The following is a 12,568-nucleotide window of genomic DNA, read 5'->3' as shown; positions in this document are numbered from 1 at the left end:
GTTCAGAGACCGAGATCGTCGGCTCCAGCGAGCTGAGACAGCGTGATCCCGGGCATGGCGCGTTTGGCCAATCCGCTGAGAACAGCCCCTGGACCGACTTCCACCAGGGTCTCCACCCCGGCTTCGCCCATCGCCAGCATGGTTTCACGCCAGCGGACGCCTGTGATCATCTGGCGGTGCAGGCGGCGCTTGAGTTCAACCGCATCCACGCAAGGGGTGGGATCCGTGTTGCTCAGCACAGGGACGCGCGCATCCTCAAAGGCCAGATCGTTCAAGTGCTGCGAGAAGGCATCCGCCGCGTCTTGCATGAAGGGCGAATGAAAGGCACCCGACACAGCCAGGGGGATCACCCGTTTGCAGGTGAGGGCGTCGCCAACCGCCGCCACAGCGTCAGCTGTGCCTGACAACACCACCTGGGCTGCACTGTTGTCGTTGGCGATCACCACCCCTTCCGTTGCATTGACCAGTTCGTCGAGCTGACTGCGTTCGAATCCGATCACGGCGGCCATGGCTCCGCCGCCAGCGCCGGCCATCAACTCAGACCGGCGTTGCATCAGTTCAAGACCGGTGTCGGCATCGAAGACCCCAGCGGCATAGAGGGCGACCAGTTCACCGAGGCTGTGGCCGGCGACGAGCGCAGGCTCGCGCCCCTGCCGCCGCAACTCATCCACGATCAGCGATTCGACCACGAACAGCGCGGGCTGGGTGTTGCGCGTGTCATTCAAATCAACGGGATCATCCCCGTCTCCAGCCTCGCCGCGACAAATCGCCAGCAGATCACGACCCAGCAGCCTCGACGCCAAGGCGAAGCGCTCTTCGGCGCCAGGGAGGCTGAGCACCGCATCAGCCATTCCGACTTTCTGAGACCCCTGACCAGGAAACACCCAGGCGATCGACATTCTCAACGGCGCAAGCGTTGCTGGAGCCTACGTGGGCCCCTGCCAGCGAAGCAGGGCTGCTCCCCAACTCAGCCCCGCGCCAAAGCCGCTGCTGGCCAGAAGATCGCCGGAGCTGACCCGGCCATCGCGCACCGCTTCGTCGAGCATCAACGGGATGGTGGCTGCCGAGGTGTTCCCGTACGCCGCCAGGTTGCTCAGAACCTTGGCGCCGGGCACCGACAGTCGATCAGCAACGGCATCGAGGATGCGTTGGTTGGCTTGATGGAGCAGGAGCCAATCGAGTTGATCAGCTGAGACGTCACAGCGCTTCAGGAGTGACTGGAGGACGGCAGGGACCTCGCGGACTGCGAACTTGTAGACCTCCTGGCCGTTCATCACGATCGGGCGATACCCCCCGGCACGGTGCTCGGCCCCAGCGATGAGGGGAGCGGACGTGTCATTGGCCGGAAGATTGAGGACCGCACCACGCGCCCCGTCGCTGTGCAGCAGAAAACCAAGAAGTCCGTCCTCATCGCTGGCTTCGAGGACGACGGCTCCAGCGCCATCTCCAAACAGCACGCAGCTGCGGCGATCGTCCCAGTCAACGAAGCGGCTGAGCTGGTCTGCACCGATCACCAGCGCACGGCGCATCGCACCCGTTCGCAGGTACTGCGCTGCGGTGACCAGTGCAAACAGAAAACCGCTGCAAGCGGCGGTGAGATCGAAGGCGACGGCATTGGTCGCGCCGAGTTCGGCCTGCACCCTCGGGGCCGAACCGAACAGATCATCGGGGGTGGACGTGGCCAGGAGGATGAGGTCGAGATCCTGGGGGGAGCGACCGGCCATGGTCAGGGCGCTTCGACCTGCCTCTGCCGCGAGGTCGACCAAGGTCTGATCGGCAGTGCTAACCCGGCGACGCCCAATGCCTGTGCGGGTTCGGATCCATTCATCGTTGGTGTCCACCCGTTGGCTGAGCTGATCGTTGCTGATCACCTGTGCTGCCTGGGCGCTGCCGCTGCCGATCAGGCCCACGCCCAGGACCGGCGGTGATTGTCCAGCCAAGAGAAGATCCAAGCAGGTGGCGTCAGTCAACCACAGTCCGGCAGGAGGCCGTTCAGGCCTTCACCGCGGTTTGCTGGCTCAGCGCAGCGAGATCCTCCATCACGCCATGGCTTGCGGCTGAATGGGCCAGACGCAGGGCGCTGACCACGGACAGCGCTTTGCTGCTGCCATGGCCGATCACACAGATGCCGTTCACGCCGAGAAGCAGCGCACCGCCGTGTTCGGCGTGATCCAGGCGCTTCTTGATGCGTTTGAGGTTGCTGCGCAGAAACGCTGAGCCAACCTTGCCGCGGCGGCCTCTCGGCAGTTCGGCTTTCAGAACACCAAGAAGCACGCTGCCCACGGATTCAAGGAACTTGAGCAGCACATTGCCGGTGAAGCCGTCGCACACCACCACGTCGAAGTCTCCAGAGAGCACGTCCCGGCCTTCGCAATTGCCAGCGAAGTGCAAGCGGGATTCCTCTTTCAGAAGCGCGAAGGTGCTGAGTGCCAGATCATTGCCTTTGCACTCTTCCTCGCCGATGTTGAGTAGCCCGATTCTGGGCTGCGCCACTTGCAGCACGTCGCGGCTGTAGATGTTGCCGAGCAGCGCGAACTGATGCAGGTAGGAGGGCTTGCAATCCATGTTGGCGCCCACATCGAGAACCAGAACCGGTTGTCCTGGGTCTTTGGTGGGGAAGAGGGCGCCGATGGCTGGCCGGTCAATTCCTGTGAGGCGCCCCAGCCGGAAGATGGCGGAGGCCATCACGGCTCCAGAGTTTCCAGCCGAGTACACCGCCTGGGCTTCGCCACGTTTCACGAGATCCATCGCCACATTGATGCTGGCGTTGCGTTTCCGGCGCACAACCGTGGCTTCTTCGTGCATTTCCACGGACGGACCACTCAGGATCAGTTCGAGGTGGCCGGCATCCATCGCAGCGTTCAAGGCTTCGCTCAGGCCTGAGGCTGCGGCGGCTTCCAGAACGCGATCGGTTTCGCCGACGAAGCGAATGCGCACGGCCAGGCGTTCGATCGCCTGCAGGCATCCCTCCAGGATTGGCCCGGGGGCGTGGTCGCCGCCCATGCCATCCACTGCAACCCAAATCCGGTCTTGGTCGTTGATCTCGATGTCGTCTCCGGGCACACCTCCTTGAAGGCGGCGGAGGGGATCCATCACCGGTTGCAGCATGGATCCGGCCATGGAGGTCACGGAACCGGCCATGGAGCCTGCGGCGTTGGCCGAGGTCGTCGCCGTGCCCACAAGGCTGGTCACGGCGGCATTGCGCCTGTACCAAATCACCAGACGGCGCACCGCCTTGGAGCGGCGCGGCTTCGTCCGCGGTGTGGAGGCCGGGTTCAGCTCAGGGTCCTTCGGAGGCAACGGAATCGACGATGCGCTGGAACAGGTAACCGGTTCCTCGGGCTGTGAGGATCAGCTCGGGATTGGCCGGGTCGTCTTCCAGTTTGGAACGAAGACGGGAAATATGAACATCCACCACGCGGGTATCCACGTGTCGTTCTGGGGTGTACCCCCAGACCTCCTTCAGAATCTCACCACGGCTGAAGGGTTCGCCTGAGCGGCTCACCAACAGTTCAAGCAAGCTGAATTCCATTCCTGTGAGGCGGATGCGTTCATCGGCCCGGAACACTTGGCGTTTGTTGGTGTCGATCTTGAGATCCGACACCTTGATCAAGCCGGTGTTGGGGATACCGGCAGCGTGTTCTTTCTCCACCCTGCGCAACACGCAGCGGATTCGGGCCTCCAATTCTTTGGGGCTGAAGGGCTTGATCACGTAATCGTCGGCTCCCAGCTCCAGCCCGGTGATGCGGTCAGCCACGTCACCCAACGCAGTGAGCATCACGATCGGCACATCCGATTCCTTGCGCAGCTCCTGACAGACCCCGTAGCCATCAAGCTTCGGCATCATCACGTCGAGCACGACCAAATCCGGCTCGCACTCCTGGAAACACTCCAGGGCCTCCGTGCCATCGCAAGCGGTGACGACGTTGTAGCCGATCATCGAGAGGCGGGTTTCCAGGATCCTGCGGATACTGGCCTCGTCGTCCACTACGAGAATGGTTTCCTTGGTAGGGGCTGAGGCCGTCATGTCGCCGGCAATGCTTCAAGTTATGGGACACAAATAGGCGAACAGAACGCCGTTCTGTTCACGCAACGCCAACTTTCTTCACTATTCGACGTGCCCCGTCCGTCCACTTCTTACGTCTGCCAGAGCTGCGGAGCGCAGACGCGGCAGTTTTTTGGTCGCTGCAACAGCTGCGGTAGCTGGAATTCTCTCGTGGAGCAATCCGCCCCGAAGCAGGATTCCCGGCGCCGCCGCGCTGGCGCTGATCCAGGTGCCGGACCTCAGGCACGCCGGTCCATGTCAATGGCCGCCCTTGGCGATCAGCCGCTGCAGCGGCTGTCCAGTGGGTATGGGGAACTGGATCGCGTCCTCGGTGGTGGGCTGGTTCCCGGTTCACTGGTTCTGGTGGGTGGTGATCCTGGGATTGGCAAGAGCACCCTGCTGCTGCAAAGTGCGTCGGCCATCGCCAGCGATCGGTCCGTGCTCTATGTGTCTGCAGAGGAGTCGGCCCAGCAGGTGAAGTTGCGCTGGCAGCGGCTCACCGCAGATCCCAGTGATCTGCAGCTTTTGGCGGAAACCGATCTGGATTTGGTCCTGGAGGAGCTTGAAGCCTTGCAGCCGGATGTGGCAATCATCGACAGCATTCAGGCACTCCACGACGGCGATCTCTCCAGTGCTCCTGGCTCCGTGGCCCAAGTGCGGGAGTGTGCGGCCGCGCTTCAGCGTGTGGCCAAGCGTCAGAACACCGCCCTGCTGCTGGTGGGCCACGTGACCAAGGAAGGGGTCCTGGCTGGCCCGAAGGTTCTGGAACATCTCGTGGATGCTGTGCTCACCTTCGAAGGTGATCGTTTTGCCAGCCATCGTTTGCTCCGGGCGGTGAAGAACCGCTTCGGCGCCACCCATGAACTGGGTGTGTTTGAGATGCGGGGGCAGGGTCTGGCCGAGGTGGGTAATCCGAGCGAACTGTTTCTCAGCGGCGAACGAGCTAGCGGTGTGGCCACGATCGTGGCTTGCGAGGGGACCCGTCCGCTGGTGGTGGATTTGCAGGCTCTTGTGAGCACCACCAGTTACGCCAGTCCTCGCCGCACGGCCACAGGCATCGCTGTGAACCGTCTGCATCAGATCCTCGCTGTGCTCGAAAAACACATGGGCTTGCCCTTGTCGCGCTTCGACTGCTATCTGGCCGTGGCGGGTGGACTGGATGTGGAGGAGCCCGCGGCTGATCTCGGCGTGGCCGCGGCTGTGGTGGCCAGCTATCGCGATCTCACCCTCCCTGCGGGAACGGTGTTGCTTGGGGAATTGGGCCTGGGTGGTCAGCTGCGGCCGGTGGGACAGCTGGAACTGCGCCTGCAGGAAGCGGTGCGTCTCGGCTTCACCCGTGCTGTGGTCCCGAGGGGCAGCGGCCTGGGCCCTTTGGCAGCACGTCTCGATCTCGCTCTGCTCGAAGCGGGATCGATCACTGAAGCTCTCGTTCTTGGTTTGGGAGTGAATCCCGGCGATGACGATTGAGCAGGGTGGCGATCAGAAGTAAACGTCCACATTGCTGCGGCCAGTGGACTTCAGCCAGTTTTCGATGTCGAGATAGCCGCCGGGGTTCAGGCGCACGGCTTGCGTCCACACTTCGGCGGCTTGATCAAACCATCCGTCGGCATCGTCACGGCGACCCTCTTCTTCGGCGGTGCGTCCGCGTTTCTCGAAGATCAACCCCATGTTCTTCAAACACGACGGCTGTTTCGGGTTTTCATCCAGGGCCTTTTGATACGTCGCCAGAGCCCGGTCTTCTTCACCATTACTCATGTAAATGATGGCCATGTTCTTGAGGGTTTCGCCCCGGTCGATGGGGTTCTCCTCGAGCTTGAGGCTTTCCTCGTAATTCTCCAGAGCCTCCGCATAGTCGCCGTCGTTCTGAGCGGAGAGCCCATCGCGGTAATACACGTAGGCCTCCTTTGCTCTGGCGTTGATCGGCAACAGTTTCACGATCAGGTCAGCCATCACCGTGAAGCTCTTGTCGATGAAGTTGTCGTTGCGGTTGCTGCGGGGCACGAAGAGCAGAACGGATCAATCCATCCTGAACCCAACGGGTGATGCCTAGCGTGAGTTGATGGAATCCGTCGCCGTGTCCCCATCGTCATCAACTGAGAGCCCCCCCTCATCAAGCGCCGAGGTGGTGCTGCTGGATGTGGAGGGAATGAAGTGCGGCGGGTGTGTGCGCGCCGTTGAACGTACCCTTCAGGATCAGCCTGGAGTGCAGGAAGCCAGCGTCAACCTGGTGACGCGCAGTGCTTGGCTGCGCCTGGATCCCGCGGCTCTGGATCCCCAGCAGGCGCTGGAGGGGGCTCTCGAGGCCTTGCGCAGCAGGGGGTTTTCAGCCCAGCCGCGCCAGAGTGGTGTGTTGAGCGCCAACGCGGAGCCCGACCGGGCCTGGGGTTGGTGGAACCAGTGGCGTCAGCTGATGGTGGCCCTGGTGCTCCTGCTTCTCTCTGTGCTCGGCCATCTGGCTGAGGCGGGAACGCTCTCGTTGCCTTTGATCGGCACGCTGCCGTTCCATGCGGGACTGGCCACCGTCGCTCTGTTCGGACCGGGACGATCCATCCTGCGCAGTGGATGGGCCGCGGCCATCAGTGGCGTCCCCAGCATGGACACGTTGGTCAGCCTGGGTGTGGGCAGCGCTTACATCGCCAGCGTGGTGGCCCTGGTGTGGCCTGCGGTGGGCTGGCCCTGTTTTTTCAATGAGCCTGTGATGCTTCTGGGCTTTGTGCTCCTCGGGCGTTTTCTTGAGGAACGGGCCCGTCGGCGCACCGGTCGTGCCCTCAAGGAACTGGCAGCACTGCAACCGTCATCGGCACGGCTTGTGATGGCCGATGGCAGCGTGCGCGACGTACCGGTGGAGATGCTGCGGCCTGGTGAACGCATTGAGCTGCTCGCCGGCGATCGCATCCCGGTGGATGGTGTGATCGAGGAGGGGTATTCGGCGGTGGATCTCTCCAGCCTCACGGGAGAGCCGTTGCCCGTGGATGCCGGCCCAGGAACGGAGCTCAGTTCCGGTTGTCTCAATCTCGAGGCCACCCTGGTGATGGAGGTGCGCCGGGTGGGTCGTGAAACGGCCCTGGCCCGCATCATTTCCTTGGTGGAACAGGCTCAGGCGCGGCGAGCGCCGATCCAAGGGCTCGCCGATCGGGTGGCCGGACGCTTCTGCTACGGCGTGGTCTCGCTGGCGCTGTTCACCTTTTTGTTCTGGTGGCTGATCGGCAGCAGCCTGTGGCCGCAGGTTCTGGAGGTTCCTGTGGTGCTGATGGACCATGGCCATGGGCATGGCGTTCATCAGTCCCTTGGTGCCGCTGCCCAGACGCCATTCGGGCTGGGTCTGCAGTTGGCGATCGCGGTGCTCGTGGTGGCTTGCCCCTGTGCGCTTGGTTTGGCGACCCCCACGGTGATCACCGTGTCGTCGGGGTTGGCAGCCCGCCAGGGCTGGCTCTTCCGTGGTGGTGATGTGATCGAGCGTTCTGCTGAGATCGAGCGGGTGGTGTTCGACAAAACGGGCACCCTCACGCTGGGGAGGCCGTTGGTGGAAGCGGTGCTCATGAGTGATGATCCATCGCGCACGATTCAGCTGGCGGCCAGCCTCGAGCAAACCAGTCGCCATCCCCTGGCCCATGCTCTCCTCCAGGAGGCACAGCGTCTCAACCTTCCTCTGCTTCCGGTTCAAGACAGTCGAACGGTTCCGGGAGCAGGGATGGAGGGAACACTCGCGGACGCTCCGGATCCGCTGCGGGTCGGATCCCTGGAGTGGTTGCGGAGCCAAGGCGTCGAATGGCCCGCTCACCAGCGGGACGCGGTTGAAGCCGCCCAGACCGGTGGACAGTCCCTGGTGGCTGTGAGCCTGGGCCATCGGCCGATCGGCCTGGTGGCCATCGATGATCGTCTGCGTCCCGATGCCGTGACGGCTTTGCAGCGCCTGCGCTCCCAGGGGTTATCCCTCGGCATGCTCAGCGGTGACCGTCGCCAGGCCGTGGAACGGGTGGGGCAGACGCTAGGGATCCAGACGGATGAGATGGCCTGGCAGCTGCTTCCCGATCAGAAGCTGGAACGGCTGGAGTGTTGGCGTCAGTCGCAACCCGTGGCGATGGTGGGCGACGGGATCAATGATGCGCCGGCACTGGCGGCCGCTGATTTGGGGATCGCTGTGGGGACAGGCACCCAGATCGCTCAAGACACGGCCGATCTGGTGTTGATGGGTGATCGCTTGGAGGCTTTGCCAGAAGCCCTCGGCCTGGCACGACGCACGATGCGCAAGATCCGTCAGAACCTCATCTGGGCGTTTGGATACAACCTCATCGCTCTGCCCGTTGCCGCAGGGGTTCTCCTGCCCGGTTTCGGCATTCTTCTCTCACCTCCCCTGGCTGCATTGTTGATGGCCTTGAGTTCGGTCTCGGTTGTGGTGAATGCTCTCAGCCTGAGGCTTCCTTAACGATGAAAGGGCGTTTTCTGGTGCTGGAGGGGATCGATGGTTGCGGCAAGACCACGCAGCTGCGACAGCTCGCTGAATGGCTTCCGGATAGCGGCCTGATGCCTGAGGGGGCAACGTTGCACCTCACCCGTGAACCGGGCGGGACCCCTCTGGGGCGCGCGCTGCGTGAACTGCTGCTTCATCCCCCTGATGAAGCGGCGCCTTGCCCGGAAGCCGAGCTGCTGATGTATGCCGCCGACCGGGCCCAGCACGTGCAACGGCGAATCCTTCCCGCCCTTGCGTGCGGCGACTGGGTGCTCAGCGACCGCTTCAGTGGTTCAACCCTGGCTTATCAAGGCGATGGGCGGGGTTTGGATCGGGCCCTGATCCTCGACTTGGAGCGGATTGCCACGGCTGGACTCGTGCCAGATGTCACGCTTTGGCTCGATCTGTCCCTTGAAGCGAGCATGGCCCGACGGGAGGAGCGGACTGAAGACCGAATTGAGGCGGAGGGACAGGCTTTCCTCGCCAGGGTGGCCGATGGATTCAGGCAACTGGCTGCAGAACGGGGCTGGGTTGGCATCCCTGCGGCTTTGAGTCCTAAGGAGGTGCATCAGGCCATTCGTCTTGCTCTGGAAGGACATGCTGCCCTCAGGAGGCGATAACCGATGGTCAGCGAGCTGTTTGCTGATCTTCAGGGTCAGCCCCTTGCCACCCAGGTGTTGCAGTCCGCGTTAACGCACCAGCGTTTGGCACCGGCTTATCTCTTCAGTGGTCCTGACGGGGTGGGTCGCCGGCTTGGCGCTCTGCGCTTCATGGAAGGGGTGCTCACGGGTGGCGGCCCAGACCCCAGAGAGCGCCGGCGTCTTGAAGAGCGCAATCACCCTGACCTGCTTTGGGTGGAGCCCACCTACAGCCATCAGGGGCGTCTCATCTCCCGGTCTGAAGCCGAAGCCGCCGGTGTCAACAGGCGCACTCCACCCCAGGTTCGCTTGGAACAAATTCGCGACCTCGGCCGCTTTTTGGCTCGACAGCCCTTGGAGTCGCCGCGAGGGCTGGTGGTTCTTGAGCAGCCGGAGGCGATGGCTGAGGGAGCGGCCAATGCCTTGCTCAAGACCCTTGAAGAGCCTGGTCACGGGTTGTTGATCTTGCTTTCGGCTGCTCCTGATCGTTTGCTCACCACCATCCGCTCCCGATGCCAGCAGATCCGTTTCACCCGCTTGCCCGATGCTGCGATGCAAACCGTGCTGGCCCAGTTACCCGAGGCTGCTGGCCACCAAGCTCTGGAGGTTGCTGCCGCTGAGCCTGAGCTTGTCGCTCTGGCGTCAGGCTCTCCTGGTGCACTGATCGAACACGTGCGTGTTTGGGGCACGATTCCGGAGGGCCTGCGGGAGCGCCTGAAGCATCCCCCGCAAACGCCCCTCGATGCGCTTGCTCTGGCGCGGGATGTGTGCGAGCAACTGGAGGGTGAGCAGCAGTTGTGGTTGATCAGCTGGTGGCAAACCGTTCTCTGGCGACAGCAGCTCGACAGAGTGCCCGTTGAACGCCTGAATCGCCTGCGTCAGCAGTTGTTGTCGTTTGTGCAGCCTCGCCTGGCCTGGGAGGTGACTCTGCTCAATTTGATCAGCGTTCAGAGCTCTTGACTCAGGCGCTTGCGCGGCTGTTCTGGTCGTTTTGTTCGCGATCCTGCCGCGCCTGGGCAAGGACATCCTCGAGCCCCTCCAACTGAGCGCCGGTGGGAAGTTCCAGGCAGTAACCGGCGCCGTACACCGTTTTGATGAAACGGGGTTTCCGAGGATCGGGTTCGAGTTTGGTGCGCAGGTGACGCACGTGAACACGGATGGTCTCGATGTCATCGTCCGGCTCATATCCCCAAACTTCCTTGAGGATCAACGAGGGAGCCACGGTTTGGCCATGGCGCTGGAGCAGACAATGCAACAGCTCAAATTCCAGGTGCGTGAGCCGGACCGGCTTGTCGAACCAGATGGCTTCGAAACGCTCAGGAACCAGGGTGAGAGGCCCATAGCTGAGAATCTCGTGGTGATTGCCGGAGGTGCCCACAGGCGCGCGGTCGCTTCGGCGCAGGAGGGCCTTGATGCGCACCTGAAGCTCTTCGAGGTCGAACGGTTTGGTGAGGTAATCATCGGCTCCGGAATTGAAGCCGCTCACTTTGTCCTTGGTCCCTCCAAGCGCCGTGAGCATCAGGATCGGGATTGCAGATGTGCGCTCATCACGCCGGAGCCTTTGGCACAGGGTCAGACCATCGACTTTCGGGAGCATCAGGTCGAGAAGGATCAGGTCAGGGTTGTACTGAAGGGCGAGGGCCTGGCCTTTGATGCCGTCGTCAGCGCTCTGCACATCAAAGCCGCTGTGCTCGAGATGGCCGCTGACCAGCTCACGCATATCCCGGTCGTCTTCGATCAGCAGGATGCAGGGCTTCATCGACTCGCAGGCGGGTGGTTAGGGAAGACGTGGTGATGCCGCGTCGTGGCTTGACAGATTCTCTCAAGGTTCTCTCGGCCTTGCAGTGATTCCTGGAAAGGGTGTCTGAGGTGTGGATCAGCCTGAACCCATTGCGGCAGAACGTGTTGGGCGCAATGCCGGTGCCAATCAAGTCATTCAGCTCTTCAGGAAGTCTTCGGTTTCGGTACGGCTGAAGTAACGAAATTCAATCGGTCAAACAAAATTGTTCCCGACGGATTCTCCTGGCAATAAAAAACACCACAAGCGAAGCGCTGTGGTGTGTGGTGAAAAAACTCCCCGGGCGGGATTCGAACCTGCGACCAATCGATTAACAGTCGACCGCTCTACCGCTGAGCTACCGAGGAATGTGACCCAGAGAACTTACCCTTCAGCCCCTCCGTCTCGCAAGAGGCTCGAGTGTTCTTCTCAGGCTTGTCCCGCTGCCCCAAGCGCCAATGCGTCCTTTTTCCATGCGCGCTGCGCCATCGGCGTGATCGAGTTCGCCAAGGCGATGGGTGACCCAGAGCGCAGTTAAGGGATTTTTGGAGCGGTGGCAGAGTTGTTGCACCGTCGCCAGGATGGCGTCCTGGCTGGCCGCGTCGAGTAGGGCGGTCGGCTCGTCGAGGAGGAGCAGATTGGCCTCGCTGGCCAGAGCTCCTGCAATCGCGAGGCGCTGCTTCTGCCCGCCGCTCAGGGTGTGGATCGGCCGGCCGGCCATCCCAGCCAGCCCGACCTGCTCGAGCAGTCCCTCAATCCTCTTGGTTGTCTCGGATCGTGAGAGGTGGGGCGGCAGGCTGAGGAGAAGTTCGCTGCCGCAGCTCGGTAGCAGCAGTTGGTGGTCGGGGTTCTGAAACACCAATGCGGGCCGCAGAGTGCAGTGCATGTGGCCGCGCTGCGGCTTGATCAAGCCGCAGATCATTCGAAACAGGGTGCTCTTGCCGCTTCCGTTGCTGCCAACCAGCATCCAGAGCCCGGGGGATTGGATCTCGATGCTGCAGCGATCGAGCGCCTTGGTTCCGCAAGGCCAGCAGAAGCTGACCCTGTCAAAGCAAAGTGCTGCTGGTTCAGAGTCGGCCTGATTAACCGGCTGCATCAGGATCAAGCTTCAAACGAAAAGCCAGGGCGTTTCGTGCCGCCGCTTGCAGCTGTTTTCTCATAAATCTGGACAGCCAGTAGATCGCTGGTGAGAACGCTGAGGCGCTTGCCTTCCACCTTTTCGCAGCAGAGTTCGAGCAGGCGTGGCTGGCCCTGCTCAAGGGCCGAGCGCACTTGTTGGTAAAGGGCTTCGGCCGAATCGTGCTCTTTCCTCTGCACGGATACGGGCATCGGGCTCATGCGCAGAGCCAGCTCAATCACGTACACAGATCAGTCCCGTAAACCAACCCATCTTCGCCAATCAGCGCGTTCAGCGAAGCGTTGGGCATTTCTACTCATGTCGGGTGTGTTGCTCGGGTTTCTTGCCCACAAACCGGCGGCGCCCACTAGGCTCGGCACGTAAAGCTTCATGAAGCTCCCTCATGACGATCGCTGTAGGACGCGCGCCTCAGCGGGGATGGTTTGACGTCCTCGATGACTGGCTCAAGCGCGACCGCTTCGTTTTTGTCGGCTGGTCCGGCATTCTTCTCTTTCCAACGGCCTACTTGGCCATCGGTGGC

The 12,568-nt window shown here is 62.3% G+C and carries 12 protein-coding genes, 1 tRNA gene and 1 pseudogene; 5 read left to right on the top strand and 9 right to left on the bottom strand.

What is annotated here, in order from left to right:
* Positions 1-2: 2 nt before the first annotated feature.
* The 4 genes from fabD to rpaB are packed head-to-tail and all read right to left on the bottom strand — an operon-like array spanning position 3 to position 4,027.
* Entirely contained in the window at positions 3-899 is an 897-nt protein-coding gene (fabD, locus tag KQ296_RS01805; protein WP_011934138.1) for an ACP S-malonyltransferase, read from the bottom strand.
* Between the two features lie 27 nt (positions 900-926).
* Positions 927-1,970, bottom strand: coding sequence for a beta-ketoacyl-ACP synthase III (locus KQ296_RS01800; RefSeq protein ID WP_399239995.1), 1,044 nt, complete (start codon positions 1,968-1,970; stop codon positions 927-929).
* A gap of 22 nt (positions 1,971-1,992) precedes the next feature.
* On the bottom strand, positions 1,993-3,300 hold the full coding sequence (gene plsX, locus KQ296_RS01795; protein WP_011934136.1) for a phosphate acyltransferase PlsX: 1,308 nt from the start codon (positions 3,298-3,300) through the stop codon (positions 1,993-1,995).
* A complete protein-coding gene (gene rpaB / locus KQ296_RS01790) occupies positions 3,281-4,027 on the bottom strand; it encodes a response regulator transcription factor RpaB (protein WP_011934135.1) in 747 nt (248 codons plus the stop codon). Before rpaB ends, plsX begins: the two co-directional genes overlap by 20 nt.
* Positions 4,028-4,117: 90 nt before the next feature.
* On the opposite strand from rpaB, the gene radA reads away from it, so the two are divergent.
* On the top strand, positions 4,118-5,512 hold the full coding sequence (gene radA, locus KQ296_RS01785) for a DNA repair protein RadA (RefSeq protein WP_011934134.1): 1,395 nt from the start codon (positions 4,118-4,120) through the stop codon (positions 5,510-5,512).
* 12 nt (positions 5,513-5,524) lie between these two features.
* Here radA and KQ296_RS01780 read toward each other — a convergent pair whose 3' ends face one another.
* Entirely contained in the window at positions 5,525-6,046 is a 522-nt protein-coding gene (locus KQ296_RS01780; RefSeq protein ID WP_011934133.1) for a photosystem I assembly protein Ycf3, read from the bottom strand.
* A gap of 58 nt (positions 6,047-6,104) precedes the next feature.
* On the opposite strand from KQ296_RS01780, the gene KQ296_RS01775 reads away from it, so the two are divergent.
* The 3 genes from KQ296_RS01775 to KQ296_RS01765 are packed head-to-tail and all read left to right on the top strand — an operon-like array spanning position 6,105 to position 10,093.
* Entirely contained in the window at positions 6,105-8,471 is a 2,367-nt protein-coding gene (locus KQ296_RS01775; RefSeq protein WP_050815900.1) for a cation-translocating P-type ATPase, read from the top strand.
* 2 nt (positions 8,472-8,473) lie between these two features.
* Complete coding sequence (gene tmk, locus KQ296_RS01770; protein WP_011934131.1) at positions 8,474-9,115, top strand: dTMP kinase; 642 nt, start codon at positions 8,474-8,476, stop codon at positions 9,113-9,115.
* A gap of 3 nt (positions 9,116-9,118) precedes the next feature.
* A complete protein-coding gene (locus KQ296_RS01765) occupies positions 9,119-10,093 on the top strand; it encodes a DNA polymerase III subunit delta' (RefSeq protein WP_011934130.1) in 975 nt (324 codons plus the stop codon).
* A 1-nt stretch (position 10,094) separates the two neighbouring features.
* On the opposite strand, the gene KQ296_RS01760 is transcribed toward KQ296_RS01765, so the two are convergent.
* The 4 genes from KQ296_RS01760 to KQ296_RS01745 form a co-directional block, all read right to left on the bottom strand.
* Positions 10,095-10,892: a response regulator transcription factor gene (locus KQ296_RS01760; RefSeq protein WP_011934129.1), complete on the bottom strand. Its 798-nt coding sequence runs from the start codon at positions 10,890-10,892 to the stop codon at positions 10,095-10,097.
* Positions 10,893-11,206: 314 nt separating this feature from the next.
* Positions 11,207-11,278 (bottom strand) — tRNA-Asn (locus KQ296_RS01755).
* 23 nt (positions 11,279-11,301) lie between these two features.
* Positions 11,302-12,006, bottom strand: a complete 705-nt coding sequence (locus KQ296_RS01750) for an ABC transporter ATP-binding protein (protein ID WP_011934128.1) — start codon at positions 12,004-12,006, stop codon at positions 11,302-11,304.
* 5 nt (positions 12,007-12,011) lie between these two features.
* Positions 12,012-12,275: a hypothetical protein gene (locus tag KQ296_RS01745; RefSeq protein ID WP_011934127.1), complete on the bottom strand. Its 264-nt coding sequence runs from the start codon at positions 12,273-12,275 to the stop codon at positions 12,012-12,014.
* A gap of 155 nt (positions 12,276-12,430) precedes the next feature.
* Between KQ296_RS01745 and KQ296_RS01740 the strand changes: the two are divergent.
* A pseudogene (locus tag KQ296_RS01740) lies at positions 12,431-12,568 on the top strand (photosystem II D2 protein (photosystem q(a) protein)); the annotation flags it as partial.

The sequence above is a fragment of the Synechococcus sp. CS-197 genome (assembly GCF_025128215.1).
In the GTDB taxonomy this organism is placed as follows: Bacteria; Cyanobacteriota; Cyanobacteriia; order PCC-6307; family Cyanobiaceae; genus Synechococcus_C.
Note: the sequence above shows the minus strand (reverse complement) of the source record. Positions and strands in the feature narration are given on the sequence as shown.

What these genes read in the sequence shown, in the direction of transcription:
- fabD (WP_011934138.1), bottom strand. Translation starts at nt 899, where the DNA reads ATGTCGATCGCCTGGGTGTTTCCTGGTCAGGGGTCTCAGAAAGTCGGA.
- rpaB (WP_011934135.1), bottom strand. Translation starts at nt 4,027, where the DNA reads ATGACGGCCTCAGCCCCTACCAAGGAAACCATTCTCGTAGTGGACGAC.
- KQ296_RS01775 (WP_050815900.1), top strand. Translation starts at nt 6,105, where the DNA reads ATGGAATCCGTCGCCGTGTCCCCATCGTCATCAACTGAGAGCCCCCCC.
- tmk (WP_011934131.1), top strand. Translation starts at nt 8,474, where the DNA reads ATGAAAGGGCGTTTTCTGGTGCTGGAGGGGATCGATGGTTGCGGCAAG.
- KQ296_RS01765 (WP_011934130.1), top strand. Translation starts at nt 9,119, where the DNA reads ATGGTCAGCGAGCTGTTTGCTGATCTTCAGGGTCAGCCCCTTGCCACC.
- KQ296_RS01760 (WP_011934129.1), bottom strand. Translation starts at nt 10,892, where the DNA reads ATGAAGCCCTGCATCCTGCTGATCGAAGACGACCGGGATATGCGTGAG.
- KQ296_RS01750 (WP_011934128.1), bottom strand. Translation starts at nt 12,006, where the DNA reads ATGCAGCCGGTTAATCAGGCCGACTCTGAACCAGCAGCACTTTGCTTT.